27 protein-coding genes and 1 other RNA gene are annotated in these 24,894 nt (G+C 65.6%); 15 read left to right on the top strand and 13 right to left on the bottom strand.

Annotation, left to right across the window (positions count from 1 at the left end):
* Positions 1 to 18: 18 nt before the first annotated feature.
* The 4 genes from dnaJ to hrcA all read right to left on the bottom strand — a co-directional run bounded on the left by dnaJ (position 19) and on the right by hrcA (position 5,046).
* A complete protein-coding gene (gene dnaJ, locus AC5P68_RS07790) occupies positions 19 to 1,143 on the bottom strand; it encodes a molecular chaperone DnaJ (protein ID WP_005409242.1) in 1,125 nt (374 codons plus the stop codon).
* Between the two features lie 154 nt (positions 1,144 to 1,297).
* Complete coding sequence (dnaK, locus tag AC5P68_RS07785) at positions 1,298 to 3,220, bottom strand: molecular chaperone DnaK (protein WP_005409241.1); 1,923 nt, start codon at positions 3,218 to 3,220, stop codon at positions 1,298 to 1,300.
* 182 nt (positions 3,221 to 3,402) lie between these two features.
* Entirely contained in the window at positions 3,403 to 3,918 is a 516-nt protein-coding gene (grpE, locus tag AC5P68_RS07780; protein ID WP_005409240.1) for a nucleotide exchange factor GrpE, read from the bottom strand.
* 63 nt (positions 3,919 to 3,981) lie between these two features.
* Positions 3,982 to 5,046: a heat-inducible transcriptional repressor HrcA gene (gene hrcA, locus AC5P68_RS07775; RefSeq protein ID WP_005409239.1), complete on the bottom strand. Its 1,065-nt coding sequence runs from the start codon at positions 5,044 to 5,046 to the stop codon at positions 3,982 to 3,984.
* Between the two features lie 115 nt (positions 5,047 to 5,161).
* On the opposite strand from hrcA, the gene recN reads away from it, so the two are divergent.
* On the top strand, positions 5,162 to 6,823 hold the full coding sequence (gene recN, locus AC5P68_RS07770) for a DNA repair protein RecN (protein ID WP_495216637.1): 1,662 nt from the start codon (positions 5,162 to 5,164) through the stop codon (positions 6,821 to 6,823).
* A 110-nt stretch (positions 6,824 to 6,933) separates the two neighbouring features.
* Here recN and AC5P68_RS07765 read toward each other — a convergent pair whose 3' ends face one another.
* On the bottom strand, positions 6,934 to 7,851 hold the full coding sequence (locus AC5P68_RS07765; RefSeq protein ID WP_033834401.1) for a LysR family transcriptional regulator: 918 nt from the start codon (positions 7,849 to 7,851) through the stop codon (positions 6,934 to 6,936).
* 97 nt (positions 7,852 to 7,948) lie between these two features.
* Between AC5P68_RS07765 and AC5P68_RS07760 the strand changes: the two genes are divergently transcribed.
* Positions 7,949 to 9,265, top strand: coding sequence for an SGNH/GDSL hydrolase family protein (locus tag AC5P68_RS07760; RefSeq protein ID WP_049404575.1), 1,317 nt, complete (start codon positions 7,949 to 7,951; stop codon positions 9,263 to 9,265).
* A 63-nt stretch (positions 9,266 to 9,328) separates the two neighbouring features.
* On the opposite strand, the gene fur is transcribed toward AC5P68_RS07760, so the two are convergent.
* Complete coding sequence (fur, locus tag AC5P68_RS07755) at positions 9,329 to 9,736, bottom strand: ferric iron uptake transcriptional regulator (protein ID WP_005409235.1); 408 nt, start codon at positions 9,734 to 9,736, stop codon at positions 9,329 to 9,331.
* Positions 9,737 to 9,839: 103 nt separating this feature from the next.
* Here fur and AC5P68_RS07750 point away from each other — a divergent pair, with 103 nt between their 5' ends.
* Complete coding sequence (locus AC5P68_RS07750; RefSeq protein ID WP_005409234.1) at positions 9,840 to 10,232, top strand: outer membrane protein assembly factor BamE; 393 nt, start codon at positions 9,840 to 9,842, stop codon at positions 10,230 to 10,232.
* Between the two features lie 34 nt (positions 10,233 to 10,266).
* Here the strand turns inward: AC5P68_RS07750 and AC5P68_RS07745 are convergent, their stop codons facing one another.
* A complete protein-coding gene (locus AC5P68_RS07745) occupies positions 10,267 to 10,524 on the bottom strand; it encodes an RnfH family protein (protein WP_005409233.1) in 258 nt (85 codons plus the stop codon).
* A 3-nt stretch (positions 10,525 to 10,527) separates the two neighbouring features.
* Complete coding sequence (locus tag AC5P68_RS07740) at positions 10,528 to 10,953, bottom strand: type II toxin-antitoxin system RatA family toxin (protein ID WP_005409232.1); 426 nt, start codon at positions 10,951 to 10,953, stop codon at positions 10,528 to 10,530.
* Positions 10,954 to 11,010: 57 nt separating this feature from the next.
* Between AC5P68_RS07740 and smpB the strand changes: the two genes are divergently transcribed.
* A complete protein-coding gene (gene smpB, locus AC5P68_RS07735) occupies positions 11,011 to 11,514 on the top strand; it encodes an SsrA-binding protein SmpB (RefSeq protein WP_005409231.1) in 504 nt (167 codons plus the stop codon).
* Between the two features lie 125 nt (positions 11,515 to 11,639).
* Here the strand turns inward: smpB and AC5P68_RS07730 are convergent, their stop codons facing one another.
* On the bottom strand, positions 11,640 to 12,212 hold the full coding sequence (locus AC5P68_RS07730) for a hypothetical protein (RefSeq protein WP_033834399.1): 573 nt from the start codon (positions 12,210 to 12,212) through the stop codon (positions 11,640 to 11,642).
* Between the two features lie 219 nt (positions 12,213 to 12,431).
* Here AC5P68_RS07730 and ssrA point away from each other — a divergent pair.
* The 3 genes from ssrA to AC5P68_RS07715 all read left to right on the top strand — a co-directional run bounded on the left by ssrA (position 12,432) and on the right by AC5P68_RS07715 (position 14,901).
* Positions 12,432 to 12,785, top strand: a transfer-messenger RNA (tmRNA) gene (ssrA, locus tag AC5P68_RS07725).
* 61 nt (positions 12,786 to 12,846) lie between these two features.
* Complete coding sequence (locus AC5P68_RS07720) at positions 12,847 to 14,337, top strand: hypothetical protein (RefSeq protein ID WP_180855062.1); 1,491 nt, start codon at positions 12,847 to 12,849, stop codon at positions 14,335 to 14,337.
* An 81-nt stretch (positions 14,338 to 14,418) separates the two neighbouring features.
* Entirely contained in the window at positions 14,419 to 14,901 is a 483-nt protein-coding gene (locus tag AC5P68_RS07715; RefSeq protein ID WP_049404576.1) for a hypothetical protein, read from the top strand.
* Positions 14,902 to 14,914: 13 nt separating this feature from the next.
* On the opposite strand, the gene AC5P68_RS07710 is transcribed toward AC5P68_RS07715, so the two are convergent.
* Entirely contained in the window at positions 14,915 to 15,376 is a 462-nt protein-coding gene (locus tag AC5P68_RS07710) for a methyltransferase family protein (RefSeq protein ID WP_414497877.1), read from the bottom strand.
* A gap of 153 nt (positions 15,377 to 15,529) precedes the next feature.
* On the opposite strand from AC5P68_RS07710, the gene AC5P68_RS07705 reads away from it, so the two are divergent.
* The 7 genes from AC5P68_RS07705 (at position 15,530) to AC5P68_RS07675 (ending at position 21,808) form a co-directional block, all read left to right on the top strand.
* Positions 15,530 to 17,551: an esterase/lipase family protein gene (locus AC5P68_RS07705; RefSeq protein WP_049453722.1), complete on the top strand. Its 2,022-nt coding sequence runs from the start codon at positions 15,530 to 15,532 to the stop codon at positions 17,549 to 17,551.
* An 84-nt stretch (positions 17,552 to 17,635) separates the two neighbouring features.
* Positions 17,636 to 18,508 (top strand): glyoxalase III HchA, encoded by an 873-nt coding sequence (gene hchA / locus AC5P68_RS07700; protein WP_033833105.1) that lies wholly within the window; start codon positions 17,636 to 17,638, stop codon positions 18,506 to 18,508.
* Between the two features lie 5 nt (positions 18,509 to 18,513).
* Entirely contained in the window at positions 18,514 to 19,218 is a 705-nt protein-coding gene (locus AC5P68_RS07695; protein WP_033833099.1) for a PA1136 family autoinducer-binding transcriptional regulator, read from the top strand.
* 87 nt (positions 19,219 to 19,305) lie between these two features.
* Positions 19,306 to 19,542: a hypothetical protein gene (locus tag AC5P68_RS07690; RefSeq protein WP_033833098.1), complete on the top strand. Its 237-nt coding sequence runs from the start codon at positions 19,306 to 19,308 to the stop codon at positions 19,540 to 19,542.
* Positions 19,543 to 19,598: 56 nt separating this feature from the next.
* Positions 19,599 to 19,826: a hypothetical protein gene (locus tag AC5P68_RS07685; protein WP_227200225.1), complete on the top strand. Its 228-nt coding sequence runs from the start codon at positions 19,599 to 19,601 to the stop codon at positions 19,824 to 19,826.
* 138 nt (positions 19,827 to 19,964) lie between these two features.
* Positions 19,965 to 20,816 (top strand): endonuclease/exonuclease/phosphatase family protein, encoded by an 852-nt coding sequence (locus tag AC5P68_RS07680; protein ID WP_495216636.1) that lies wholly within the window; start codon positions 19,965 to 19,967, stop codon positions 20,814 to 20,816.
* 35 nt (positions 20,817 to 20,851) lie between these two features.
* Positions 20,852 to 21,808, top strand: a complete 957-nt coding sequence (locus AC5P68_RS07675) for a toll/interleukin-1 receptor domain-containing protein (RefSeq protein ID WP_414497875.1) — start codon at positions 20,852 to 20,854, stop codon at positions 21,806 to 21,808.
* A 50-nt stretch (positions 21,809 to 21,858) separates the two neighbouring features.
* Here AC5P68_RS07675 and AC5P68_RS07670 read toward each other — a convergent pair whose 3' ends face one another.
* Positions 21,859 to 22,122 carry a hypothetical protein gene (locus AC5P68_RS07670; protein WP_033833095.1) on the bottom strand — a complete coding sequence of 88 codons (264 nt, stop codon included), beginning with the start codon at positions 22,120 to 22,122 and terminating at the stop codon, positions 21,859 to 21,861.
* Positions 22,123 to 22,261: 139 nt separating this feature from the next.
* Between AC5P68_RS07670 and AC5P68_RS07665 the strand changes: the two genes are divergently transcribed.
* A complete protein-coding gene (locus tag AC5P68_RS07665; RefSeq protein ID WP_033833094.1) occupies positions 22,262 to 22,639 on the top strand; it encodes a VOC family protein in 378 nt (125 codons plus the stop codon).
* Positions 22,640 to 22,680: 41 nt separating this feature from the next.
* On the opposite strand, the gene AC5P68_RS07660 is transcribed toward AC5P68_RS07665, so the two are convergent.
* Together AC5P68_RS07660 and AC5P68_RS07655 are read right to left on the bottom strand one after the other, a co-directional pair.
* Positions 22,681 to 24,102, bottom strand: coding sequence for an efflux transporter outer membrane subunit (locus AC5P68_RS07660; RefSeq protein ID WP_414497874.1), 1,422 nt, complete (start codon positions 24,100 to 24,102; stop codon positions 22,681 to 22,683).
* A complete protein-coding gene (locus tag AC5P68_RS07655; RefSeq protein WP_049404584.1) occupies positions 24,096 to 24,833 on the bottom strand; it encodes an SDR family oxidoreductase in 738 nt (245 codons plus the stop codon). Before AC5P68_RS07655 ends, AC5P68_RS07660 begins: the two co-directional genes overlap by 7 nt.
* Positions 24,834 to 24,894: the final 61 nt, after the last annotated feature.

The raw sequence follows: 24,894 nt of genomic DNA, 5'->3' as shown, positions 1-24,894 counted from the left end.
ACGCTTCGGTTGAAAAACTCAGGACGTCATCCGGTCCCAGAAGCCCTTCACGCCATCCATGAAGGTGGCCGACTTCGGCGAATGCTTGCGCGCCTCCTCGCCGACGAAGGTGGCTTCGAACTGTTCCAGCAGCTTGCGCTGCTCAGGGGTGAGGTTGACCGGAGTCTCCACCACCACGCGGCAGTACAGGTCGCCCTCGCTGCGGCTGCGCACCGAACGCACGCCCTTGCCGCGCAGGCGGAACAGCTTGCCGGTCTGGGTCTCGGCCGGAATGCGGATCTCCGCTTCGCCGCCGAGGGTGGCCACGCGCACGGTGTCACCCAGTGCCGCCTGCGAGATGCGGATCGGCACTTCGCAGTGCAGGTCGTCGCCATCGCGCTGGAAGATCGCATGCTCGCGCACGCGCACTTCCACGTACAGGTCGCCCGGTGGCGTACCGGCCGGACCGGCTTCGCCCTCGCCCTGCAGGCGGATGCGGTCGCCGGTATCGACGCCGGCCGGCACCTTCACCGACAGCACCTTGTCTTCCTCGACACGGCCGTTGCCGTGGCAGGTCTTGCAGGGCTTGGCGATGATCTGGCCACGGCCGCCGCAGTTGTGGCAGGCCTGCTGCATGGCGAAGATGCCGCGCTGGATGCGCACCTGGCCGCGGCCATGGCACACATTGCAGGTTTCGACCTTGCCGTCTTCCGAGCCACTGCCATCGCAGTCGCCGCACTCGGCCAGGGTCGGAATCTCGATGCGGCGCTCGACGCCGCGCACGGCTTCTTCCAGGTCCAGCTCCATCACGTAGCCGATATCGGCGCCGCGACGCGCCTGGCGCGGACCACCGCCACCGCCGCCAAAGATGTTGCCGAAGATATCGCCGAAGATATCGTTCATGTCCGGGCCGCCCGGCCCGCCGCCGCCCATGCCGTGCTCGAACGCCGCGTGGCCATGGCTGTCGTACATGCGGCGCTTGTTGCCGTCGGACAGCACTTCGTAGGCTTCCTTGCACTCCTTGAAGGAGGCTTCGGCCGCCGCATCACCCGGGTTGCGGTCCGGGTGGAACTTCATCGCGCAGCGACGGTACGCCTTCTTCAGCTCGTCGTCGGTGGCGGTGCGGGCAACGCCCAGCACTTCGTAATAATCGCGCTTGCTCATATCGTGGATCTGGTTCCGGAAAGTCGGGATTCGTCAAAGCGGAAGAGCGGAACCAGGTCCGCTCTTGCGTCGGGCGCCCCGACACGCCGGTGGGCGGTCAGGACCCTGATGCGACAACGGGACGCTGGTGGCCAGCGTCCCGTGTCGGTCCGGATCAGGACTTCTTGTCGTCCTTGACTTCGGTGAACTCGGCGTCGACCACGTCGTCCTGCGCCTTGCCGGCATTGCCGGCGTCGGCACCCGGGGCACCGCCCTGGTCGGCCGAAGCAGCGGCGAACAGCGACTGGCCAGCTTCTTCCAGTGCCTTCGACTTGGCTTCGATCTGTGCCTTGTCGTCACCCTTCATCGCGGTTTCCAGGTCGGCCAGGGCCGCCTCGACCTTGCCGATGACATCGCCGCCGACCTTGCTGCCGTGCTCGGTGATGGCGCTGCGGGTACCGTGGATCAGGGCGTCGGCCTGGTTGCGGGCCTGCACCAGTTCCTGGAACTTCTTGTCTTCTTCGCGGTTGGCTTCCGCGTCGGCGACCATGCGCGCGATCTCTTCCTCGGACAGGCCCGAACCGGCCTTGATCTCGACCTTCTGTTCCTTGTTGGTCTTCTTGTCCTTGGCCGACACGTGCAGGATGCCGTTGGCGTCGATGTCGAAGGACACTTCCACCTGCGGCAGGCCACGCGGGGCCGGCTCGATGCCGGACAGGTCGAACTTGGCCAGCGACTTGTTGAAGCGGGCCTGTTCGCGCTCACCCTGCAGCACGTGCACGGTCACGGCCGACTGGTTGTCCTCGGCGGTGGAGAACACCTGCGAGGCCTTGGTCGGGATGGTGGTGTTCTTCTCGATGATCTTGGTGAACACGCCGCCCATGGTCTCGATGCCCAGCGACAGCGGGGTCACGTCCAGCAGCAGCACGTCCTTGACGTCGCCGCCCAGCACGCCGCCCTGGATCGCCGCACCCAGTGCCACGGCTTCGTCCGGGTTGACGTCCTTGCGCGGTTCCTTGCCGAAGAACTCGGTCACCGCCTGCTGCACCTTCGGCATGCGGGTCTGGCCGCCGACCAGGATCACTTCGCTGATGTCGCTCGAACGCAGGCCGGCATCGTTCAGGGCGACGCGGCACGGCTCGATCGACTTCTTGATCAGGTCGTCCACCAGGGCTTCCAGCTTGGCGCGGGTCAGCTTGATGTTCAGGTGCTTCGGACCCGACGCGTCAGCGGTGACGTACGGCAGGTTCACTTCGGTCTGCTGGGCGCTGGACAGCTCGATCTTGGCGCGCTCGGCAGCATCCTTCAGGCGCTGCAGGGCCAGCGGATCCTTGCGCAGGTCGATGCCCTGGTCCTTGTTGAACTCTTCAACCAGGTACTCGATGACGCGGTTGTCGAAGTCTTCGCCACCCAGGAAGGTGTCGCCGTTGGTGGCCAGCACTTCGAACTGCTTTTCACCGTCGACGTTGGCGATCTCGATCACCGAGACGTCGAAGGTGCCGCCGCCCAGGTCGTACACCACGATCTTGCGATCCTTGTTGTCGCCCTTGTCCAGGCCATAGGCCAGCGCGGCCGCGGTCGGCTCGTTGATGATGCGCTTGACGTCCAGGCCGGCGATGCGGCCGGCGTCCTTGGTTGCCTGGCGCTGGCTGTCGTTGAAGTAGGCCGGCACGGTGATGACCGCTTCGGTGACCTTCTCACCGAGGAAGTCCTCGGCGGTCTTCTTCATCTTTTCCAGCACCTTGGCCGAGATTTCCTGCGGGGCCATCTTCTTGCCGTCGCTGGTGGCCACCCAGGCGTCGCCATTGTCATGGGCCAGGATGCTGTACGGGACGTGCGCGATGTCCTTCTGCACTTCGGCGTCGGTGAACTTGCGGCCGATCAGGCGCTTCACCGCGTAGAAGGTGTTCTTCGGGTTGGTCACGGCCTGGCGCTTGGCCGAGGCACCGACCAGGACTTCGCCGTCCTTGGTGTAGGCGACGATCGACGGGGTGGTGCGATCGCCTTCCGAATTCTCGATGACGCGGGCCTTGCCGCCGTCCATGATCGCCACGCACGAGTTGGTGGTGCCGAGGTCGATACCAATGATCTTGCCCATGGGGGAGACTCCTGAGGATGCTTGTTGGTGTCAGTCCGGCCGTTCGGCCGGTGGATGAATACGATGTGGGGGAGGCTCGTGGAACATTCAAGCCGTCTCCCGAACGCTGTGTTCAGCGCCTGGAAAACCTTGCCAGGCATGGCCTTGCACAACCGGGACCGGGCAAAGCCCGGCCTGGTCCATCAATCGGCGGCCACCACCACCAGCGCCGGCCGCAGCAGGCGCTCGTTGAGCAGGTAGCCCTTCTGGAACACGGTCACCACGCTGCCCGGGGCGGCGCCCGGCGTCGGCACCTGGCTGATGGCCTGGTGGTGTTCCGGGTTGAACGGCTGGCCGATCGGGTCCAGCAGGACCAGTCCGTTGTCGGCGGCCACCTTCAGCAGCTGCTTGTAGGTCAGCTCCAGGCCTTCGCGCAGCGGGTGCGGGTCGTCGCCGGCGGCCTTCAGGCCGGCATCCAGGCTGTCGAACACGGGGAGCAGATCGCCCAGCAGCTTCTCGTTGGCGAACTTGCGGGCCTGTTCGATGTCACGGGCAACGCGCTTGCGCTGGTTCTCCAGGTCGGCGCGCTCACGCAGGGCATCGGCCTTGACCTGTTCGATTTCGGCGCGCAGGCGCTCGACTTCGTCGTTGACGCCGGCGGTGGCGGCCGCATCGGCGGCACTCTGCTGGGATTCGATATCTGGCTGTTCGTGGTTCATGTCTGGGTCCCTGGCGGTCAATCTCCGCCTCCACCCACCCTAGTGTGGGCGGGATGCTGCGTTTCAAGCGTCGGATGTTCCCGGCGGGCGGCCGGCTGGCGAAAACGCCGCGCCCAGTACATCGGCGGTAGCCTGGACCAGCGGGATCACGCGGTCGTACGCCATCCGCTTGGGGCCGATCACCCCCAGCACGCCCAGCACCTGGCCATTGGCCGTGTAAGGGGCGGTGACCAGCGAGACGCCCTGCAGCGGCATCATCCCGGTCTCCTCGCCGATGAAGATGCGCACGCCGGGCGCCTGGATGGTCCGCTCCAGCAGCTGCAGGATCTCGCGCTTGCTGGAGAACAGCTCGAACAGCTCGCGCAGGCGCTCCAGGTCGGACAGGTCCTGCACCCCCATCAAGCGGGTCTGGCCGGCCACCAGCATGTCGTCGGCCGCCGGCTGCAGGGCCTGCTCGGCCAGCTCGATGCTGTGCGCCAGCAGCTGTTCCAGCTCGGAACGGGCATCGCGCAGTTCCAGCAGCAGGCGGGTGCGGATCTCGGCCATCGGCAGGCCGGCGAAATGGGCATTGAGGTAGTTCGCGACCTGCTCCAGCTGGCCCGGCGCGAACTCCTGGCGGGTCTCGATGACGCGGTTCTGCACCTCGTTGTCGGCAAACACCAGGATCGCCAGCACCCGGCGCCCGTCCAGCGCCACGAAGTCGATCTGGCGGAAGGCGAACTGCTCGCGTCGCGGCGCGCTGACCACGCCGACGAAGTGGCTCATCGCCGACAACAGCTCCGAGGCACTGCCGAGCAGGGCCTGGGTGCTGCCGCCGCCAGCCAGTTCCTGGCGCAGCCGGGCCAGTTCGCCCTCGCCCGGCGGCTGCATCTGCAGCAGGCTGTCGACGAAGACCCGGTAGCCATGCGCGGTCGGAACGCGCCCGGCGGAGGTGTGCGGCGAGGCCAGCAGCCCCAGGTCTTCCAGGTCGCCCAGGATGTTGCGGATGGTGGCCGGACTGACCTCCAGCCCGGCCACGCGCGCCAGTGTCTGCGACCCGACCGGCTCGCCGTCCTGGATGTAACGCGCGATCAGCGTGCGCAGCAGATGGCGCGCACGCGGGGCAAGCTGGTCGGGAGAACCGTGCATGGAATCAACCTGTGAGACACGGACACTAGATAATGGCGGCGCATCACCTTGGCAAGTCATTGGACCTCCCTCGCCCGCGTGCTAGCGTTGCGCGGCTGCTGATACCCCCTTACCCATGCTCAGACATCTTTCGATCAAGGATTTCGCCGTCGTCCGCGCCACCGAACTGGAGTTCGGGCCAGGCATGACCGTGGTTTCAGGCGAGACCGGCGCCGGCAAGTCGCTGATGGTCGACGCGCTGGGCTTCCTGTCCGGCCTGCGCGCCGACAGCGGCGTGGTCCGCCACGGCGCCGCGCGCGCCGAGCTTTCGGCCGAGTTTGCCCTGGAGCAGCTGCAGGCTGCACGCCAGTGGCTGGCCGACAACGAGCTGGACGACGAGGAGCAGTGCCAGCTGCGCCGGGTCATCCGCGCCGATGGCGGTTCGCGGGCCTGGATCAACGGCCGCCCGGTGACCCTGGCGCAGCTGGGCGACCTGGCCTCGCTGCTGGTGGAGATCCACGGACAGCACGAACAGCAGGCCCTGCTGACGCGCCCGTCGCAGCTGGCCCTGCTCGACGCCTATGCGCGCAACGAGAACGAACGCCGCCAGGTGCGACGCGCCGCCGCGGCCTGGCAGGCATTGGTCGATGAATCGCTGGCGCTGTCGCAACAGGGCGACGTCAGTGACCGGATCGGCTTCCTGGAGCACCAGCTGCGCGAGCTGGACCGTGAAGACCTGGAGCCGGAGTCGATTGCCGCACTCGGCGCCAGCCACCGCCGCCAGGCCCATGCCAGCGCCCTGCTGAGCGCCTGCCAGGCCGCCAGCAACCAGCTCAACGGCGACGACGGCAGCTCCGCGCTGGACCTGCTGCAGCAGGTGCGCCACGAGCTGTCGCGCCTGATCGAGCACGACCCGCGCCTGGGCGAGGTGGATGGCCTGATCGAGAACGGTTCGATCCAGCTGCACGAAGCCCTGTCGCTGCTGGATCGGGTGCATGACGACCTCGACGCCGACCCCGAACAGTTCGAGGAGAACGAGCGCCGCCTCGGCCGTCTGCACGACCTGGCCCGCAAGCACCGCGTGCCGATGGACGAGCTGGGTGCGCAGCGCGAGCGCATGCACGCCGAAGTGGAACAGCTGCGCGGCGCCGACGAACGCCTGCAGCGCCTGGCCGGCGAGATCGACAAGGCCGCCGCCGCCTGGCGCGCACAGGCCGAAGTGCTGACCGCCAGCCGTCGCAGCGCTGCTGCCGAGCTGTCGGCCACCACCACTGGCATCATCGCCGAGCTGGGCATGGGCGGCGGCCAGTTCCTGATCGAGCTGGAACCGCAGGACGCCGGCAAGCCCGACCCGCAGGGTGCCGAGCGCGTGGAATTCCTGGTCGCAGCCAATGCCGGCCAGCCGCCGCGCGCCCTGCGCAAGGTGGCCTCCGGCGGCGAACTGTCACGCATCTCGCTGGCCATCGAAGTGGCCGCGCTGGACCTGGATGCAGTACCGACCATGGTGTTCGACGAAGTCGACTCCGGCATCGGCGGCGCGGTAGCCGACATCGTCGGCCAGAAGCTGCGCGCGCTCGGCGAGAAGCGCCAGGTGCTGTGCGTGACCCACCTGCCGCAGGTTGCCTCCAAGGGCCATGCCCATTACCGGGTCAGCAAGGCCCCGGTGGAAGGCATGACCCAGAGCGCCGTGGAAAAGCTGGACAGCAAGGCGCGCGAGGAAGAGCTGGCGCGCATGCTCGGCGGCGTGGAAGTGAGCAAGGAAGCGCGCGCCGCCGCGCGCAAGCTGCTGCAGGTGTAACGCCGCCCGAGCCGGGCATAGGCCCGGCTTCCGCGCGGTAGTGCCGGCCGCTGGCCAGCAACCCAACACGGGTGGGCGAAGATCGTGAGGTTGCCGGCCAGCGGCCGGCACTACCCCCGTGGCTGCGTCAGGTCGACGTTCTCCACCAGGAAATCAAGAAACGCGCGCACCCGCAGCGGCAGGTAGCCGCCCTGCCCCAGGAACACCGCGTGCACCTCTTCCAGGTCACCGGGGTTGGCCTCTTCCAGCACCGGCAGCAGGCGCCCGGCGGCAATATCCTGCTGCACCTGGAATGCTGCCAGCCGCGCCATGCCCAACCCACCCAACACCAGCTGGCGCAGCGCATCGCCGTTGCTGGCGCGCGCGTTGCCACTGGGCAGCAGCATGCGTTCGCGCCCGTCCTGCAGCAACGGCCAGCCCTGCATCGCGCGCGCATGGCCGATATCCAGCCGGTTGTGCGACTGCATCTCCTCGGCGTTGCGCGGCAGTCCATGCCGCTGCGCGTAGGCGGGCGCAGCCACGATCATCATCCGCGTCGCGCCCAGCCGCCGCGCCACCAGGCTCGAGCTCTTCAGCGGACCGGCCCGCACCGCCACGTCGGTGCGCTGCTCCAGCAGGTCGATCACCTCGTCGTTGAGGGTCAGGTCCACGCCTACCTGCGGATTGCGCTGCAGGAACGCCGGCAGCAACGGCAACAGGAAATGCTGGCCGAACGGCACGTTGGAATTGACCCGCAGGCGTCCACGCGGCTCGGCGTGAGCACTGGCGCAGCGCTCGGCCTCGTCCAGGTCGGCCAGCACGCGCAGGCCGCGCTCGTAGAACGCGCAGCCCTCGGGAGTCAGCTGCAGCTGGCGGGTGGAACGCTGCAGCAGGCGCGTCCCCAGCCGTTGTTCCAGCCTCGCCACCAGCTTGCTGACCGCCGACGGGGTCATCTCCAACGTTCGGGCGGCTGCGGAAAAGCCCCCGGTCTCGATCACCCGCACGAACACTTCCAGTTCGCCGGATCGGTTGATGTCGGAGCGCGCCATGGCAATGAATCCAGTTCACAGATGATTGTCCATGCGCAGTCTAGTTCACAGATGAGCACGGAATCACCATGGCCTTCCCTCCACCCGGGATTGCCCGATGAATCGTTTCAGCCAGTTCGTCACAACCGCATTGATCGGCCTGTCCAGTGCCGCCAGCGCCGCCAGCGACGCCCCTGCGCCACACTGGGTCGCCAGCTGGCAGGCCAGCCCGCAACCGGTCTGGGGCGCGGAATTCCTGTTTCCGACCCTGGTCCCAGCCGCTCTGCAGGACCAGACCTTCCGCCAGACGGCACGTATCAGCCTGGGCGGGCCCCGGCTGCGAGTGCGGCTGAGCAATGCCTACGGCACTCAACCACTGCGGATCGGGGCGGCGAGCGTGGCCGCCCGGGCGGGGGACACCCCGCAGCCGCTCAGTTTCGAAGGCCAGCCCGGGGTACTGATCGGCCCCGGGCAGGAACGGCTGAGCGATCCGCTGCCACTGGCCACGGCTGACCGGCAGGCGCTGCAGGTCAGCGTCTTCGTGCCGGGGCCGATGCCGGTACAGACGTTCCATTGGGAGAGCAGGCAGACCAGTTGGATTGCGCCTGGCGACCAGAGCCAGGCCCAGGCACTGAGCGGGGCCAGCAGCACCACGGCCCGCCTGTTCCTGGCCGGCATCGAGGTCGAGGCGCCGACCAGCGCACGCAGCGTGGTGGTGATCGGCGATTCGATCACCGACGGCGCCACCGCCAGCCTCGACCAGGACCAGCGCTGGACCGACCATCTGGCCGCGCGTTTGGCACCGCGGGGCATCGCCGTGGTCAATGCCGGCATCTCCGGTGGCCGCCTCTTGCGCGACGGCATGGGGGAATCCGCGCTCGCCCGCTTCCAACGCGATGCACTGGATCAGCCTGGCGTGTCCAGCGTGATCGTGCTGATCGGCATCAACGACATCAGCTGGCCCGGCACCGCCTTCGCCCGCAAGCAGGCGCGGCCCACGCTTGCCGAGCTGCAGGCAGGCTACCGCGCCCTGGCCGAACAGGCCCATCGGCGGGGTCTACGCATCCTCGGCGCCACCCTGATGCCGTTCGCCGGCGCCCTGCCCGGCACGCCGCTGGACGACTACTACCACCCGGACAAGGACGCCCTGCGCCGCCAGCTCAATGCCTGGCTGCGCACCGACGGGCCGTTCGACGCGGTGATCGACCTGGACGCGGCCCTGCGCGATCCGGCCGATCCATCACGGATGGCCGCTGCCTACGACTCCGGCGACCACCTGCATCCGGGTGATGCGGGGAACCGGGCGATGGCCGAGGCGGTGGATCTGAAGATCCTGCTGGGTCGCAAGGGGTCAGAGCCCTTTGCTCGTGCAAAGGGATCCGACTCCGCGGGGCGCCCGGGCTCAGAGCCCTTTCCTGAAGGGAACAGGCCCTGACCCCAGCAACGAAAAACCCCGGGCAGGCCCGGGGTTTCGTCGCATCTGGCTGGCCGGATCGGCTTACTTGCGCTTCTTGCGCACGTACAGCACCAGCGAGTGCTCTTCCAGTTCGTAGCCGTGGTCGGCTGCGATCTTGCGCTGCAGCTCCTCGATCTCATGGCTCTCGAACTCGATGATCTTGCCGCTGTCCACGTCGACCATGTGGTCGTGGTGGCCGCCACGGTCAAGCTCGTAGACCGCCTGGCCGCCCTCGAAATTGTGCTTGAGCACGAGGCCGGCGGCCTCGAACTGGGTCAGCACCCTGTACACCGTCGCCAGGCCGATCTCGTCGCCATGCTCCAGCAGCTGGCGGTAGATGTCTTCGGCGGTCATGTGGTGCTGGGCATTGCGCTGCTCGAGCAGCGCCAGGATCCGCATCCGCGGATGGGTCACCTTCAGGCCGACTTTACGCAGGTCGTGGGTTTCCATAGGTCTCCGTTCATTGGCGATTTAGCGCCAGCTGCCTCGGATTGGGTCGCGGTGGCACGCCGGGAGTGTATCATCGGTTTGATTTCCCCAACCGCCAGTCCCGATGCGCAATCTCCTGTTGGTCGCCGCCGTCGCCCTGTCCACCACCGGGTGCGGCATCATCTACAAGCAACCCATCTATCAGGGCAACCTGATCCGGGAAGATGCCGTGGCCAAGCTGCAGGTCGGGCAGAGCAAGCAGCAGGTCACCGCGCTGCTGGGCACCCCGTCCATTCCCGATCCGTTCCACGCCCAGCGCTGGGACTACACCTCCAGCCAGCGGGTGAACCGCCTGGGACGTACTGAAGTGAAGAACTTCGTGGTGTTCTTCGAGAATGACACCGTGACCCGTTGGGAAGGCGATTACTTCCCGGGCAACGACAAGGCCCTGGCCCAGCAGACCGTGCGCCAGTTCGGCCGCAACCTGCCGAAGGACAAGAAGAAGAAGGGCCGCTGAGGCCCTGCCCGTCCCCACGGACGGGTTGCGGGCATCAACCGCCGAGCGCGCGTCGCCGGCGGTTGTCCTTGGGGTCGGCCAGCAACGGGCGTAGCAGCTCAATGCGGTCACCCTCCAGCAACACCTGCTGCGGGCGCGCCAGTACGCCATGCACGGCCACGGCCGGGCATCGGTCACTGCCTTCCAGCGCGGCGGCGGCAATGGCATCGGCCACGGTCGCGCCCTCGTCCAGCTGCAGCCGGCGCGACAGCACCTGCTGCGGCCAGGCCAGCACCACCTCGACCTCGATCATCGCTCAGGCCTCGTCGGCGACGCGGACGAAATCATTGACCATCCGATCGGCCAGACCCTGGAAGCCGATCGCCAGGGCCGGCCCCAGCAGGCGCGAGCTGGGCTCGAATTCCAGGGTCAGGGTGACCTTGCAGGCGTCCTCGGCCAGCGCATGGAATTCCCAGCGGCCGTGCAACTGCTTGAACGGGCCATCGCGCAGCTGCATGTCGATGCTGTGCGGGCGCTGCAGGGTGTTTTCGGTCTGGAACCAGGTGCTGAACGAACCCAGGCCCAGGTCCAGGCGCGCCACCAGCCGGTCCTCGCCCTGCTCCAGGATCTGGGCAGCCGAGCACCAGCGGAAGCGGCGCGGATAGGCCTGGACATCGTTGACCAGGTCGAACATGCGCGCGGACGAATGTTCGACCAGGGCGCTGCGGCGGATAGTAGGCATGAATACAGGACGTTTCGGCAATCGACCGGGCGGGCCCGAATCGGAGACAATACGGAAATGAGCAAGAACAGCGGCAAGGATAAAGCAAAGAGCGCGACGGCCAACAAGACCATCGCGTTGAACAAGCGTGCCCGCCACGAGTACCACATCGAAGAACGCTTCGAGGCCGGCCTGGCACTGCAGGGCTGGGAGGTGAAGTCGATCCGCGCTGGCCGCGGCAACATCATCGATGCCTACGCCTACGTGAAGCACGGCGAGATCTTCCTGATCGGCGCCCAGATCACCCCGTTGATCCAGGCCTCCACCCACGTGGTGGCCAACGACCGCCGCGAGCGCAAGCTGCTGCTGCACCGGAGCGAGATCGACAAGCTGGTCGGCAAGGTCGAGCGCGATGGCTACACGATCGTGCCCACCGCGATGTACTGGAGCAAGAACAAGATCAAGCTCGAAGTCGCGCTGGCCAAGGGCAAGCAGACCCACGACAAGCGCGATGCCGCCAAGGACCGCGACTGGGCGATCGAGAAGCAGCGCGTGATGCGTCGCGGCAACCGCGACGCGTAACGCCGCTGCGCATCACCCTGTAAAGCCGAGCCATGCTCGGCTGCCTTGGTCTTCTGTAGAGCCGAGCCATGCTCGGCTCCGGTAAGAAAAGCAGTCGAGCATGGCTCGACGCTACAAAAGGCGGGTCACCCTGCCAGCATGCCCTGCCCGCGCATGCGCGGCGCCAGTGCCGCGTGCATCACCGCCAGGTGCATCACCACCGCCAGTTCCGGCGCGTAGCGGTCATCGCCCTCCCGCCACTGCTGGGCTAGCTGCGCGGCATCATCGGGCAGCAACGACAGCAACTGGGCATCATCCAGCGCATCGGCGGCGCCCTGCAGCTGGCGCGCCAACTGCCGCGACTGCCACACGTGCACGCCAATACTGAGACTGGCCAGCGACATCAGGACCACGGCCAGCCCGTGCTCGAACCACTGCGACAGCACTTCCGGGCCCCACAGCAGGGCCGCCAGTACGGCCAGGCCCGGTAGGCGCCAGCCGAGCCAATGGATGCGCCCGCGCTGCGACCAGTGCACCACCACCGCGCTGGCGACCAGTGCCGCTGCGGCCGTGGCCGGCAACTCCGTCACCCAGGTGGCCGCCAGCAGCACCGCCAGCACGGCCCAGACCCAGCCGGGCGGCAACGCGCGCCGCCGATAGTCGGCACCGACCGGCCCGATCAGCTGTCGCAGGCTGCGTTGTTGGCTTGCCTCGGTCACCCACAGTCTCCGTGTCTGTCTTGGCCTGGATCGTGATGGCCAGTGTGTCGCAAATTCGTGCCCATGACGTTACCAATCCGCTATGACGGCGGCTCTACAACGTGTTGTGGATTGCAAAGGTGACTGTTCAGCTGCTTTGCCGTAGCATTGCAACCGTTGGGCAGGCCCTGACCGTGGCAACGCGGGATCGGCCCTGTACCTTGCAGCACTGTAGAAACCGGGGGTGCATTGGTTTCGACGGGGGTTGTGAAGTCGCCTGGCGCATGCCGAGGGGGTAGCTTTCCTCGTAAATCCAGCTGCAAAACTCTAGTTGCCAACGACGACAACTACGCTCTGGCCGCTTAAGGCCTAAGCCTCGAAACCGCTTGTGTCCATGCTCGCGGTGTAGAGTCACTATCATGGAATCGCGCTGGGTGGCTGCCTGTCAGTCCGGCACTAGAACACAACAGGCTGGTTCCCGGATGCGCTTTGCACGCCGTGCTGTTCGGGGACGAGATCCAACGGTGAGCTAAGCATGTAGTGCTGGGGATGGAGTGCCTTCGGACGGCGGTTCAATTCCGCCCACCTCCACCATCTGTATGGCCTGTCGAGGCCGCAAGAAGCCGGATCTCCCGTCAATGGAGTTCCGGCTTTTTTGTTTTCCGAGGATGGCGCTTCCTCTGCTGTCCCGACATTCCCCGATGCCACCCGCATCGGGAGCCAGTCACAGAAGCTGAGATCCGGATCCAGTAGAGTCCCTGCGTCACACGACGTGACCCGAAACCTGAAAGGACATCAGATGAAGCGCATCACACTGTTTGTGGGCTTGGCCGTGGCGTTGGCACTGGGGCAGGCTTCCGCTGCCACGCCAGGCTCCCGCTATCTGCAGCTGGCCGCTGACCAGCGCGTACAACCCGGCACGGCAACCCTGCTTTCGAGCACCATCGATCTGAACGCCCCTGGATGGGTATACGTGCAGTCGGATGGACGGTACTTCCCTGGCGGCCGCTCTGCCGCCAACGCCTACATCACCATCAACGGTGAGGTGGTCTCCAACGACAGCTACATCGACTGGCGGCAGTCGACATCGGCCCAACAGCACTCCTTCAATGTCATCGGTGCCAAGTACCTGCCCGCCGGACACCATACGGTCAGCCTGGCCGGACAGGCCATCGGTTCGGCCGTCAATTTCGGCTCCGCCAGCAACCTTTCCGTGCTCATCACATCTGCAGGCTCGGTAACCAACAGCAGCCTTCCGAGTGACACCGCGCAGCTGGACTTCAATACCGTCGGCAGCCCTGAAGGAATGGCGTTGCAGGCCAAGGACCGCAAGCTGCTGATGACTGCCCAGGCCGGCAATCCCGGTGGCCCCATCGTGGCCATGGCTTCCGGCCGCGCGTTCGCATGGGGCAACTACGGCGATGGCATGATGGGAATTTTCCTGAACGAGCAGGAGCCCGGCATCGAATCGATGACCTGGTCGATCAATGACATCTTCAGTGGCGCAGAAACGCAGGCTCCCTTCTATTCGCAAGGCCTGTTCGTCAATCCGCCGGCTTACAGCACTGTCAGCTTCGTCGCGTCCGAATCGCCGTACTACCAGCCGCAGGACGCCAACACCAACAACGTAAAGTACAAGTTCGGCGCCAACTCCCGACTGGTGACGCTGTCCAACGGCTTTGGCGTGGTCGGAAAGGGGTTGAATCCTGGATTCAACTACGCCGCCGCAGGCCCCTACCGCCGCTTCGCCTACGTCTGCGTCGGGACCAATGGCTTCGCGCCGGGCTGTCCGTCAGCGGGCTCGCAGGTGGTCATTGGCGAGGGCCAGGTCTGCATTCCGCAGGGGCACAACGGCGTGGTGCTTTTCTCGACAAAGTCCCGCGTGCAGGGTGACCCGAACGACGGTGGCGGAAGCGTGTTCCTGTTCCTGAAGATCGATGGCCAGCAGGTGGGCAGCCTCGGCACCCAGCAGTTGGGCTCCAGACCGGACTCGGTCAGCACCCGTACCATCTCCGCCAGCTACCTGAGCGCGGGATCGTCCGCGCTGGGAACGGGCTGCCACACCGTGCAGGCCGTGGCCCAGGTGCTAGGAGATTTCCGCCACATGTCGCTCAATGCCGACATGCCGCTGGTCTGGTTCGACTGACCCATCACGCCGAATGTGGCCGGTGGCCGGGATCTGTTCGCCCCGCCACCGGCTATCCCGCGACACATTAAAGGATCTGCCATGAAAGCTCCCGTCGCTCTCACCCTGTTCCTCGTCACCCTCGCCGCAACCCCAGCCACGCACGCCGCGGCACCGGCCATCGCGCCCCCAGGCACCGCCACGCTGGAAGTCCTGCTGGCCTGCAAGGCCGGCTCGGACTTCAGCGAAGCCGACGCCATCGATGCACTGCAGGCCGCTGGCCTGGCCAGGAAACCGGGTGGCACCTTCGAGCCGGAGGACAAGCCGGTCGCCCTGTTCGGCGGTACCGTCACCAGTGCCGATGTGAACGTGGCCGAGGGCGAGAAGAGCCTCTTCGTCTACTTGAACGGCGTTGATTCCAAGCGTCTGGCCAAGGCATGGTCAGTAACCACGGTCAACGAGCACGCCAACACGGAAGAGCCTTCATACGTGAAGGCCATCGACAAGCGCCACACCCTGCACGTGATCGCAGGCGACGACTACGAAGGCTATTCCGCTGCCGTCAAGTGCCAGATCTCTCGATAACGGGTGATGCCCGCTACAGCCAACGCCGCACACGTTGGCGGAACATCGGATACACGTCGGGGAAGCGGGCCAGCAACGCCCGCTCTTCCGGCATGATCTGCAACCAGGTGATGTAGAGCACGAACAACGGCACAGCCAGCAACGCGATCGTGTTCTGCAGGTACCACATTGCGCCAGTGAGGATCGTTGCCTGGCCCAGACACATCGGATTGCGCGTGTAACGGTACATGCCGCGCGTGACCAGCGCGCTTGATGCCGAAGGGCGCAGCGGATTGACCATGGTGCGCGCCCGCTGGAACGCAAGCTTCGGCAGCAGGTTCAGCGCCACACCGATCCCCATCACCCCGCCTGACATCAGCGCCCGCATCGGCAGTGGCAACACCGCCTCCGGCCACAGTCGGCTCCCAAGCCAGCCGATCCCCGCGCACAGCAGCATCACCAGCGGCGGCGGGATCCGGGTCTCAAGCCACCTCATCGCAGTCCCTGCATCGCTGCATTCACCCCAGTGTCACACGGAACCGGCTGAATCGCTTGGATGGCAGCGCCTGAGCCCCGCAAACCGACCGCCCGGTATCTTCCGCTTTGACATGCCGACCGCTAGAGTGGCGCCACCGCGCAGGAGGATCGTATGGCAACCACGGGCTTGGGCTTCATCGGCCGCACGACCCTCATCATCACTGTGCTGCTCACCCTGGGCGGCTGCGCCACGTTGCGCCAGTTCGGGCCGTCGGTGCAGGTGGCCTCGGTCACGCCCGGCCAGTACATCGCGCTCAAGCGCGGTGACATCCTCACTTCCGGCAAGCTCAGCGCGGCGACCACGGAGACCTTGCGGGTGGCCGGCCTCGATGAAGGCGTATGCGCCAAACCGGGCCTGCCCTGCATCGAGGCGATGGAAAGCAGCATCGTGGTGCGCGAGGAGGACAAACGCTCCAGCCTGGCCGAGTTGTGGCTGCAGTATGCGATGACCCTGCCGGCGCCGAAGCGTGAGTACTCGGCATCCGGCCGCGCCAAGAGCGCGATCACCGAGCTGGATGCCGATTTCCAACCGCGCCTGGATGCGTGGATGCAGGTCGCGCGCCAGGCCTATGCCTATCTTTTCTTCACTGAGCGCACCGCCAACCAGCGCGGCTTCGAAGATCGCCAGACCCAGGTGCGCGACTACTACAACCTGGCCGTGCAGGAAGCCTCGGTACAGCTGTACGACGCCTATGCCACGGGCCGCGTGCACGGCCAGGCCAGCCACTTCCAGCTGGGCCGCTGGACCTTCGTGCTGGCCCCTTCAGGCGAAGCATCACCGCTGGATACGCGTACCCCTACCGAACTGGTACCGGCGGCCTCGCTGTCGTTCACTGGCACGCTGCGCAGCGTGCATCGCCGCGATGGCTTCGGTGCCGAGCTGGTGGCGGTAATGAACGATCCGGCTGGCAGCACGGCCACCCCGCCTTCGGCAGCGACGCCCGCCGCGCAGGCAAGCACCTCGGCCGCGCAGAGCTGGAGCGAGATGCCCTCCCCTTCAATGACGGTGCTGCTGCGCTTCTCGGGAAAGAACCTGTGGGAAGTGCTGCACGACGACGAGCCGGAGCTGGAGATCCACGATCCCTACCAGGTCACGGAAGTCACCCTGCATGGCCAACAGGTTCCGCTGGCCGCGAACTTCACCGCCGGCTATGCGTTGTGGCTGGCTCGTTCCAACTTCAGCCACCAGTCGCTGCGCTCGCTGTTCGGTGGCAAGGGCGGCATCGACACGCCGCACCTGTACATGATGCAGCCCTACGATCCGAACCGTCGCGTGCTGCTGATGATCCATGGCCTGGCCAGCAGCCCGGAAGCCTGGGTGAACGTCGCCAACGAACTGATGCGCGACGACGAGATCCGCCAGGACTTCCAGGTCTGGCAGTTCTACTACCCGACCAACATGCCCATCGCGATGAGCCACGATGCGATGCGTCATACACTGTCCGAAGTGCTCAAGCATTTCGACCCCAGCGGCAAGGCGCAGGCTTCGCATGACATGGTGCTGGTCGGGCACAGCATGGGTGGCATGATCGCGCGGCTGATGATCTCTTCTTCCGGCGATCATCTGGTCGACACCCTGCTGGAGACTGCGCAGATGACGCCGGCACAGCGTGAACTGCTGCGTACCAAGGGCGCACCGGTGCTGACTTTCCTGCCGGAACCGGAAGTGTCGCGCGTGGTATTCATCGCCACGCCACACCGCGGCACCGACGTGGCGGGCACCCGCCTGGGCCGCTGGATCGGTCGCCTGGTGCGATTGCCGCTGACCGTGCTGGAAGACGTGGCCACCATTGCCAACGATGGTCAGATCGACCGCAATGACGGCAAGCACGGCTACCAGATGAACAGCATCCAGAACCTGGACAAGGATGATCCCTTCGTCCGCGCGGTGGCCGACCTGCCGATGTCGCCGGAGGTGCACTACCACTCGATCATCGCGCGCGCCAAGGCCGATGGGCCGCTGGAAAAGACCGACGACGGGCTGGTGCCCTACTGGAGCTCGCACCTGCCGCACGCGGATTCGGAGAAGGTGATCGTATCCGGGCACAGCGTGCAGGAAGCCACGCCGGCCATCGTCGAACTGCGGCGGATCCTGCATGAAGACATGCAGCAGCATTCGGCCACGGTGAAGTAGCTGCGCGCGGCTGAGGGAAAACCCTCATCGCACGTACGCATCAGCCCTTCTATGCTGGATCCCACCACCCCACTGGAGGTCCGCATGAACACGCAAGAGCCCAGCCGCCAGCCCAGCCCCGACCCGGCCGAGCGCGATGCCTTCTTTCCGTCGCCCTACTCGCTGTCGCAGTTCACATCGCCCAAGAGCAACCTGTCCGGTGCCGACTATCCCGACGCACGCCGCGATGGCCGCTGGAAGGTGCTGATGATCGCTGCGGACGAACGCTATCTACCCACTGCCAACGGCCACCTGTTCTCCACCGGCAACCATCCGGTGGAAACCCTGCTGCCGATGTACCACCTGGACAAGGCCGGCTTCGACATCGATGTGGCCACGCTGTCCGGCAACGCCGCCAAATTCGAGTGGTGGGCGTTCCCGCGCGAGGACACGGAGATCGGCGGACTGTACGAACGTTACGAGTCGCGCTTCCGCCAGCCGCTGCCGCTGGACGAGGTGGTCGCCGGCCTTGATGCGGATTCGGACTATGCTGCGGTGTTCATCCCCGGCGGCCATGGCGCCCTGATCGGACTGCCGCAGAGCCGCGCGGTGAAGGCCGTCCTGCACTGGGCGATGGCCCAGAAACGCTACATCATCACCCTGTGCCACGGTCCGGCCGCACTGCTCGCTGCAGGTGTGGACGAGGCCGATGGTGGTTCGCTGTTCCGCGGCTACCGCATCTGCGCCTTCCCCGATGCGATGGACCGGCAGACGCCAGAGATCGGCTACATGCCCGGGCAGCTGCCGTGGTTCTTCGGTGAGCGCCTGGCGCAGCAGGGCGTGCAGATCGTCAACGATGGCATCGACGGCAGCGTGCTGCAGGATCGCCTGCTGCTGACCGGCGACAGCCCGCTGGCCGGTAATGCGCTGGGCAAGCTGGCCGCGCGCACGCTGCTCGACGCCCTGGCCGGGCGCTGACCCGGATGAGCGAACTGGTGCAGGCGTTGCTGGAACTGGAACGCGCCCGCTCACTGAGTGCGGTGGGCGCCGTACTACGCAGCATTTCTGCACCACTCGGCTACGACCGCGTGCTGGTGTTCGCCACCGGCACGGGGTTGGAGCGCGGTACACAGCGTGTGTACTGGATCGAGGGCGACTGGTTCGGCGATGGCAGCGATACCGACCTTGCGCGCTACCTCCACACCTGCCCCGTCAATCGCCACGTGCTGGACAGCGATGCGCCGTTCTTCTGGAGCAAGCGCCAGGGTGTTCGCGGCGAACGCTATCAGGTGGTGAAGCAGCCACGTGGTGAAGGCCTGCACGGTCTGCAGGTGCCGGTGTTCGGCACCACCGGTCTGGAAGGCGCGATCAGTTTTGCCGGGACAGCGATCGATGCATCGGCCAGCGCGCGCCTGCAGCTGGAAGCTGCTGCAGCTGCAGCATTCCGGGCCGCGCGCCATCTGGCCGAATCGCCTGCCGAGCTTTCAGGAAGCGCACTGAGCAACCGCGAGCGCGAAGTGCTGCGCTGGGTCGCCGCTGGCCGTCGCCAAGCTGAGATCGCGGCCACGCTTGGGCTTTCCACGCGCACCGTGGAGAACCACCTGCGCCACGCGCGGCAACGGCTGGGTGTGGCGACCACCGCGCAGGCAGTGCGTGCTGCCAGCCGTCGCGGCGAGATCGAAGACTGATCACGGCGAGACACTTCCGGCGGCCTGGTTTGCGTGTTACACACGCCATGCGCATGTGCGCGATTGCAGAAAGCAAGGATGATGCTTATGAAACTGCAACTGGCCGCGATGGCCGCATTGATGTTGGCATTGGGTAGTGTGGTACCGGCAACCGGCCACGCGGCCGGGTCCCCCGGATCGACGACCGATTGCGTGCCCGTAAGACTGGGGCCCAACCTCGTGCATCAGCGCTGCACCGTCACCCGCACTCTGGCAGACGGCACCGTTTTCACGTCGGTGTACTGGATAGACGAGAACGGTCAGTGGTACCTCCCGGCAGACTGATCTGCATCGGACACCAACTACGACAAGGAGTGTGATCAATGACGCTGCACAATCGAATGACCGCTTTTTCTTTCGCTGCAGTAGTTGCACTTGCTGCCCTGGTGCCCTCGCCGCCAGCGAATGCAGCCGAAGAGGTCGGCCTGCAGGAGGAGTGCGTGCCCTTCCGCATCAGCGGCAACGTGTTCCACCAGCGTTGCACGCTGTACGTGGTCCATGACGACGGCACCCGCGTGGCCAGCGACCACTACAACCGCGACGAGAACGGGATGATCTACGACCCCTGATCGGGCAAGGGGCATCTGCCGGGCGGAGCGTCCAGCGCCCGTCCGGCATCTCCCAGTCGCCCATCCCGGCATACCGCTGCCCTCGCCTTCCATGGCATGCTTCATGAAACCGTTTTCATGGAATGGAGGGATTCCACGATGTTGTCGCGTTTCCGTCGCCCCGCGCTGTGTGCGCTGTTGGCGCTTGCGCTGCCTGCCGTCGCCTGGGCTGCTGCACCGGCGCCACTCAAAGTGATGTCGTTCAATGTCCGCACCCCGGTCGATACCGAACCGGGCAAGCGCTGGCCCGACCGCCGCGATGCCATGGTCAAGGTCATCCTCGATGCGCGCCCGGCTGTGATCGGCACCCAGGAACTGGTGAAGGAGCAGGCCGACTACCTGTCCGAACACCTGCCCGGCTACCACTGGTTCGGCGAAGGCCGCCGCGGTGGCAGCGGTGACGAACACATGGGCGTGTTCTACGACAGCAAGGTGCTGGCCATCGAGGAGTCCGGCAACTTCTGGTTGTCCGATACGCCCGACGTACCCGGCAGCATCACCTGGGGCAACCTGTACCCGCGCATGGTCACCTGGGCCCTGTTCCGCCGCCTGGACGATGGCCGTCGTTTCTATTTCATGAATACCCACCTGCCCTACCGCGACGAGGATGAACCGCGCCGGGTGAAGGGTGCCGAGCTGATCGGCAAGCGCGTGGAAGCCCTGCCGGCCGATCTGCCGGTGGTCCTGACGGGTGACTTCAACAGCGAGCCCGGTGGTGACACCTACAAGGCATTCACCCGCCTGCTGCAGGACACCCGTAACCAGGTGAAGGTTCCGCAGGGGCCACGCCTGACCTTCCACGATTTCACCGGCAAGGCCACCGTGCAGCTGGACTTGGTGCTGGTGCGTGGCTTCCATGCACGCAGCTTCCTGACCGATGACCGTCGCATCGACGGCGTGCTGCCGTCGGATCATTTCCCGCTGGTGGTCGAGCTGGACTGGCCTGAGTAGAATCCGGTCGAATCCAAAACAATCATACTGACTGAATGGACACACCTTGGCGCGAAGATGTATCTGTCTTCATTTCTTACGCTTGGGGCGGGCAATTTCATGCAAAGGAATGGATCCGTAGCGACATTGTCCGCAACTTGGATTGGAAGTATCGAGTCTTTTGGGACAGGGACAGCGTCGGTTTTGGTCAAAACATCGACAAGCTGATTGAACGCGCGTTTGCGGAACGCCCACTGATCGTTTTCTGCCTTTGTGACAGCGACTTTCTCTCGGCCATGTCGAGACCCGGCTCAGGATTGAATCGCGAACTGGCTATGCTGGAGAAGCACGTGGATCAGTCCGACGTGCGAATCGTCCCAGTCATCCTCGATGCTGAAGCCCGCACAGCACTCCCTCCTGTTCTACAAGGACGAGCATACCTGGATCTCACCGAACTGCATTCGGAAAGCATTCCATTGGGTGAATTTCTGCTCGCGGCAACCGATGGATCCACGCAAGCCCAGATTACACAGGGGGTACAGCAGCGTCTCGAGTATCACGCACTGAGCAAACGTGCACTTTGCTGGCTTCAGCACCACGGAGTGAGATTTACCGGCTCAGCGAGAACCCATGAAGTTCTCTACAACGGCAGGCTCCTTACGCCACCAGACTGGATGTACGAGAGCCCCGACTGGAACTACATGATTCACGATGACAACGAGGACTTCTGTCCGGCAAAGGGTCGCTGGCTCTGGGACCATAGCGGTCCTTCTCTCGCGATGCGGGCCCTGGGAACTGCTGTTGCTTCGGTGCTGTTCCTTGACCGTTCAAGGCCGGAGCTGCATGGAGCATTCAATTCAGCCGGCTCCGTTCTTGCTGAAAAATTTTTCTGCTACATCAAGTCCCATGAATCATTTCATGTTGATGGAGAAGAGATCATTAGAACGTTACTGAATAGTTCCGATGGCTACCGCGTGATGTCGCGTCTATTCCCACCTGCAGGCCAAGTGTAATTCTGGAAGTGTGGCCATTGCTTCGTTCAGGATCTCAATGCGGTGCAATCTCAATGCCGCGGCTGTCGCGACATCAGCCGGTACAGCGCCTGATGCTGGTTGCGTGCCTGGCAGATGCGGGCACCGACCGCCAGAAACACGGAGATGCCGATCAGGCCCAGCCCCAGCATCTGGTCCGGCAGGCGCATGAAGCCGATCGCAGCCGCCATGGTAGCCCACACCATCAGCACTACGACCGCTACCGACAGCCCTGCGCCAGGCGGTCCCGGATCACCAAACAGCATGCGCTGGGTATCACGTTTGTCGTCGCTCATCGCCTTCCCTCCTGGAATCTGCCCCACTAGTTACACCGCAGGCCCCGGTTCTGGCAGAGTCAGAAACGTCACGACTGTGACAACGTCCACAGCAAGCGACGCGCTACCCTCCCTCCATTCCCGATCTGCGGAGGACGTCATGGCGCACCAGAGCCGTCTGGCCGGATTCATCATCGACTGCGAAGACACGCCCGCTGACGAAGGCGCACGCTTCTGGGCGACCGCCCTCGGCCTGCAGGCGCAGCCATCGTATGGCGAAGATGGCGCCGAGTACGCCGACCTGCAGGGCGCACCCGCGGGTCTGAACGTGGAAGTGCAACGTGTCGCTCACCCCTCACGGGTGCACCTGGACATCGAGAGCGACGACATCGATGCCGAGGCAGATCGACTGGAAAAACTCGGCGCGCGCCGGATCGGCTTCGTCAAACGCTGGTGGGTGATGGAAGCACCCACCGGCCATCGCTTCTGCATCGTGCCCATGCGCGAGCGCGACACACCGGCCAATCATTGGCCCTGACAGAAGAAAGGGACGGAAGCCACTGCTTCCGTCCCTTGCGGTTACTGCACCTGCGCCACGCTGGGTTGCTGCGGCGATTGCCCCCAGCCACCCAGCGCCTTGTACACGCCCACCACGCTGACATTGACCTCGGACTCAGCCGCCGCCAACGCATCGTCGGCCGCCAGCTGCGTGCGCTGCGCATCCAGCAGGGTCAGGAAGTCTTCCGAGCCCTCGCGGTAGCGGATCTGCGCCAGCGACTCAGCCCGGCGTGCCGCCTGCGCCTGCTCGACCACGATCGCCAGCCGCGCCTGCTGCTTGGAATAGCGGGTCAGCGCGTTCTCGGTGTCTTCCAGCGCCAGCAGCACGGCCTGCTCATACTGCGCAGCCACACCCTCGGCTTCAGCCTTGCTGGCACGCAGGCGTGCACGCACGGTGCCGAAGTCGAACGCGGCCCAGCTCAGCGACGGCGTCAGCGACCAGGCCTTGTTGTTGCCATTGACCAGGCCACTGGCGTCGCCGCCAAGGAAGCCGACGAAACCGGACAGTGACAGCCGCGGGAACAGGTCCGCAGTGGCCACGCCCACCCGCGCGGTGGCAGCGGCCAGGCGACGCTCGGCAACGCGCACGTCGGCGCGTTGGCGCAGCAGCTCGCGGGTATCGCCCAGCGGCAGCGCCTTGGCAAATGCCGGCACGTCGTGCGGCGCAAGCATGGCAGTCAGCGTTTCCGGACGCTGGCCCAGCAGAACCGCCAGGCGATTGCGCGACTGCGTTTCGGCCACTTCCAGCAGCGGGATATCGGCCTCGATCGCCTTCAGCCGGGCGCGACTGCTCTGCACGTCCAGCTCGCTGCCGGCGCCCAGCTCCCAGCGCGCCTCGGTCAGCTTCTGCGTATCGCGCAGGTTGACCAGGGTGTGCTGGGCCACCGCGATGCGCTTCTGCGTACCGCGCAGCTCGAAGTAGTTGCGTGCCACTTCGGCGGCGACCAGTACCTGCGCATCGGCCAGGTTGGCCTGCTCGGCGTCCAGGTCGGCGCGCGCGGCTTCTGCCGCACGGCGCTTGCGGCCGAACAGATCCAGCTCCCAGCCGGCATCGAAGCCGAGCTGGTAGCTTTCACTGAACACCCGCTGCCCACCCAGCTGCGGATCGGGTTGCTTGCGGCGGTCGTAGCTGCCGCCCGCGGTGATGTGCGGGGCCTGGTCGAAGCGGCTTTCGACGAACACCGCACGGGCCTGGCTGACGCGGGCCACGGCCACGCGCAGGTCCAGGTTATCCGACAGTGCACCGTGCACCAGTTCTTCCAGCACCGGATCATCGAACTGCGCCCACCAGCTGGCCACCGGCGAGATAGTGCTGAACACAGGCTGCTGCGCCCCCTGCAGCACCACCGGTTCCTGCACCGGCGCCTTGTAGTTCGGGCCGACGCTGACACAGCCCGCCAGCACCAGGCTGGAGACGGCCATCGCCAACGTGCGGATCACCATGGCAGCACCTCGCCCAGGTAGGTGAAGCTGCCGCTGGCACCGGATTCACCGATGAGTGCCATTTCCACGCTGGAGCGTGCACCTTCGCTGATTTCGATCTCGCCGTTGCCGCCGTTCATGTCGGTCTTCACGTAGCCCGGATGCACGGTATTGACCTTGATCGGCGTGTTGCGCAGTTCGTAGGCCAGGCTCAGGGTCCAGCTGTTCACCGCCGCCTTGGAGGCGTTGTAGGCCGGAATCTTGAAGTCGTAGATGCCCGAGGAGGGATCTGCGTGCAGGGTCTGCGAGCCGAGCATGCTGGACACATTGACGATGCGGCCAGACTTGGCCTGCTTGACCAGCGGCAGGAAGGCCTGGGTTACCGCCACCAGCGCATAGACGTTGGTGTCGAAAGTGCGCTTCCAGGTATCGAGTGACTGTTCCGACGGCGCCTGCGCCGGGTTCTCGATCATGATGCCGGCGTTGTTGACCAGGATGTCGAGGCGGCCATGGCGCTGGCGTACCTGCTCGACCGCTTCGGCGATGCTGGCCGCGTCGGTCACGTCCAGTTGCAGGGCTTCGACCGGCAGGCCTTCAGCCTGCAGCTTCAGCGCCAGCTCAACGGCGGTCTCACGCTTGCGACCGGCCAGCAGCGTGTGCACGCCCGCCTGGGCCAGCTGGCGCACGGTTTCCAGGCCGATGCCACGGGTGGCGCCGGTGACCAGCGCGATCTTGTTCTGATGGGTAATCATGGATGCATGCCTTGTGAGGGGAAAGCCGCCGCCGGCCATTGACCGGCGGCGACGGGGTTCC

Source organism: Stenotrophomonas sp. YJH_SMC_58 (assembly GCF_059369635.1).
This window is presented reverse-complemented; position numbering and strand designations above follow the sequence as displayed.

Excerpts from the sequence above, each read along its gene's own strand:
- recN (WP_495216637.1), top strand. The coding sequence starts at position 5,162 with ATGCTCAGACATCTTTCGATCAAGGATTTCGCCGTCGTCCGCGCCACC.
- AC5P68_RS07685 (WP_227200225.1), top strand. The coding sequence starts at position 19,599 with ATGACCGCTTTTTCTTTCGCTGCAGTAGTTGCACTTGCTGCCCTGGTG.
- AC5P68_RS07690 (WP_033833098.1), top strand. The coding sequence starts at position 19,306 with ATGAAACTGCAACTGGCCGCGATGGCCGCATTGATGTTGGCATTGGGT.
- AC5P68_RS07765 (WP_033834401.1), bottom strand. The coding sequence starts at position 7,851 with ATGGCGCGCTCCGACATCAACCGATCCGGCGAACTGGAAGTGTTCGTG.
- AC5P68_RS07695 (WP_033833099.1), top strand. The coding sequence starts at position 18,514 with ATGAGCGAACTGGTGCAGGCGTTGCTGGAACTGGAACGCGCCCGCTCA.
- AC5P68_RS07670 (WP_033833095.1), bottom strand. The coding sequence starts at position 22,122 with ATGAGCGACGACAAACGTGATACCCAGCGCATGCTGTTTGGTGATCCG.
- grpE (WP_005409240.1), bottom strand. The coding sequence starts at position 3,918 with ATGAACCACGAACAGCCAGATATCGAATCCCAGCAGAGTGCCGCCGAT.
- fur (WP_005409235.1), bottom strand. The coding sequence starts at position 9,736 with ATGGAAACCCACGACCTGCGTAAAGTCGGCCTGAAGGTGACCCATCCG.
- AC5P68_RS07710 (WP_414497877.1), bottom strand. The coding sequence starts at position 15,376 with ATGAGGTGGCTTGAGACCCGGATCCCGCCGCCGCTGGTGATGCTGCTG.
- dnaJ (WP_005409242.1), bottom strand. The coding sequence starts at position 1,143 with ATGAGCAAGCGCGATTATTACGAAGTGCTGGGCGTTGCCCGCACCGCC.
- AC5P68_RS07745 (WP_005409233.1), bottom strand. The coding sequence starts at position 10,524 with ATGATCGAGGTCGAGGTGGTGCTGGCCTGGCCGCAGCAGGTGCTGTCG.
- AC5P68_RS07760 (WP_049404575.1), top strand. The coding sequence starts at position 7,949 with ATGAATCGTTTCAGCCAGTTCGTCACAACCGCATTGATCGGCCTGTCC.
- AC5P68_RS07660 (WP_414497874.1), bottom strand. The coding sequence starts at position 24,102 with ATGGTGATCCGCACGTTGGCGATGGCCGTCTCCAGCCTGGTGCTGGCG.
- AC5P68_RS07715 (WP_049404576.1), top strand. The coding sequence starts at position 14,419 with ATGAAAGCTCCCGTCGCTCTCACCCTGTTCCTCGTCACCCTCGCCGCA.
- AC5P68_RS07680 (WP_495216636.1), top strand. The coding sequence starts at position 19,965 with ATGTTGTCGCGTTTCCGTCGCCCCGCGCTGTGTGCGCTGTTGGCGCTT.
- hchA (WP_033833105.1), top strand. The coding sequence starts at position 17,636 with ATGAACACGCAAGAGCCCAGCCGCCAGCCCAGCCCCGACCCGGCCGAG.
- AC5P68_RS07750 (WP_005409234.1), top strand. The coding sequence starts at position 9,840 with ATGCGCAATCTCCTGTTGGTCGCCGCCGTCGCCCTGTCCACCACCGGG.
- AC5P68_RS07705 (WP_049453722.1), top strand. The coding sequence starts at position 15,530 with ATGGCAACCACGGGCTTGGGCTTCATCGGCCGCACGACCCTCATCATC.
- smpB (WP_005409231.1), top strand. The coding sequence starts at position 11,011 with ATGAGCAAGAACAGCGGCAAGGATAAAGCAAAGAGCGCGACGGCCAAC.
- AC5P68_RS07675 (WP_414497875.1), top strand. The coding sequence starts at position 20,852 with ATGGACACACCTTGGCGCGAAGATGTATCTGTCTTCATTTCTTACGCT.
- hrcA (WP_005409239.1), bottom strand. The coding sequence starts at position 5,046 with ATGCACGGTTCTCCCGACCAGCTTGCCCCGCGTGCGCGCCATCTGCTG.
- dnaK (WP_005409241.1), bottom strand. The coding sequence starts at position 3,220 with ATGGGCAAGATCATTGGTATCGACCTCGGCACCACCAACTCGTGCGTG.
- AC5P68_RS07740 (WP_005409232.1), bottom strand. The coding sequence starts at position 10,953 with ATGCCTACTATCCGCCGCAGCGCCCTGGTCGAACATTCGTCCGCGCGC.
- AC5P68_RS07655 (WP_049404584.1), bottom strand. The coding sequence starts at position 24,833 with ATGATTACCCATCAGAACAAGATCGCGCTGGTCACCGGCGCCACCCGT.
- AC5P68_RS07665 (WP_033833094.1), top strand. The coding sequence starts at position 22,262 with ATGGCGCACCAGAGCCGTCTGGCCGGATTCATCATCGACTGCGAAGAC.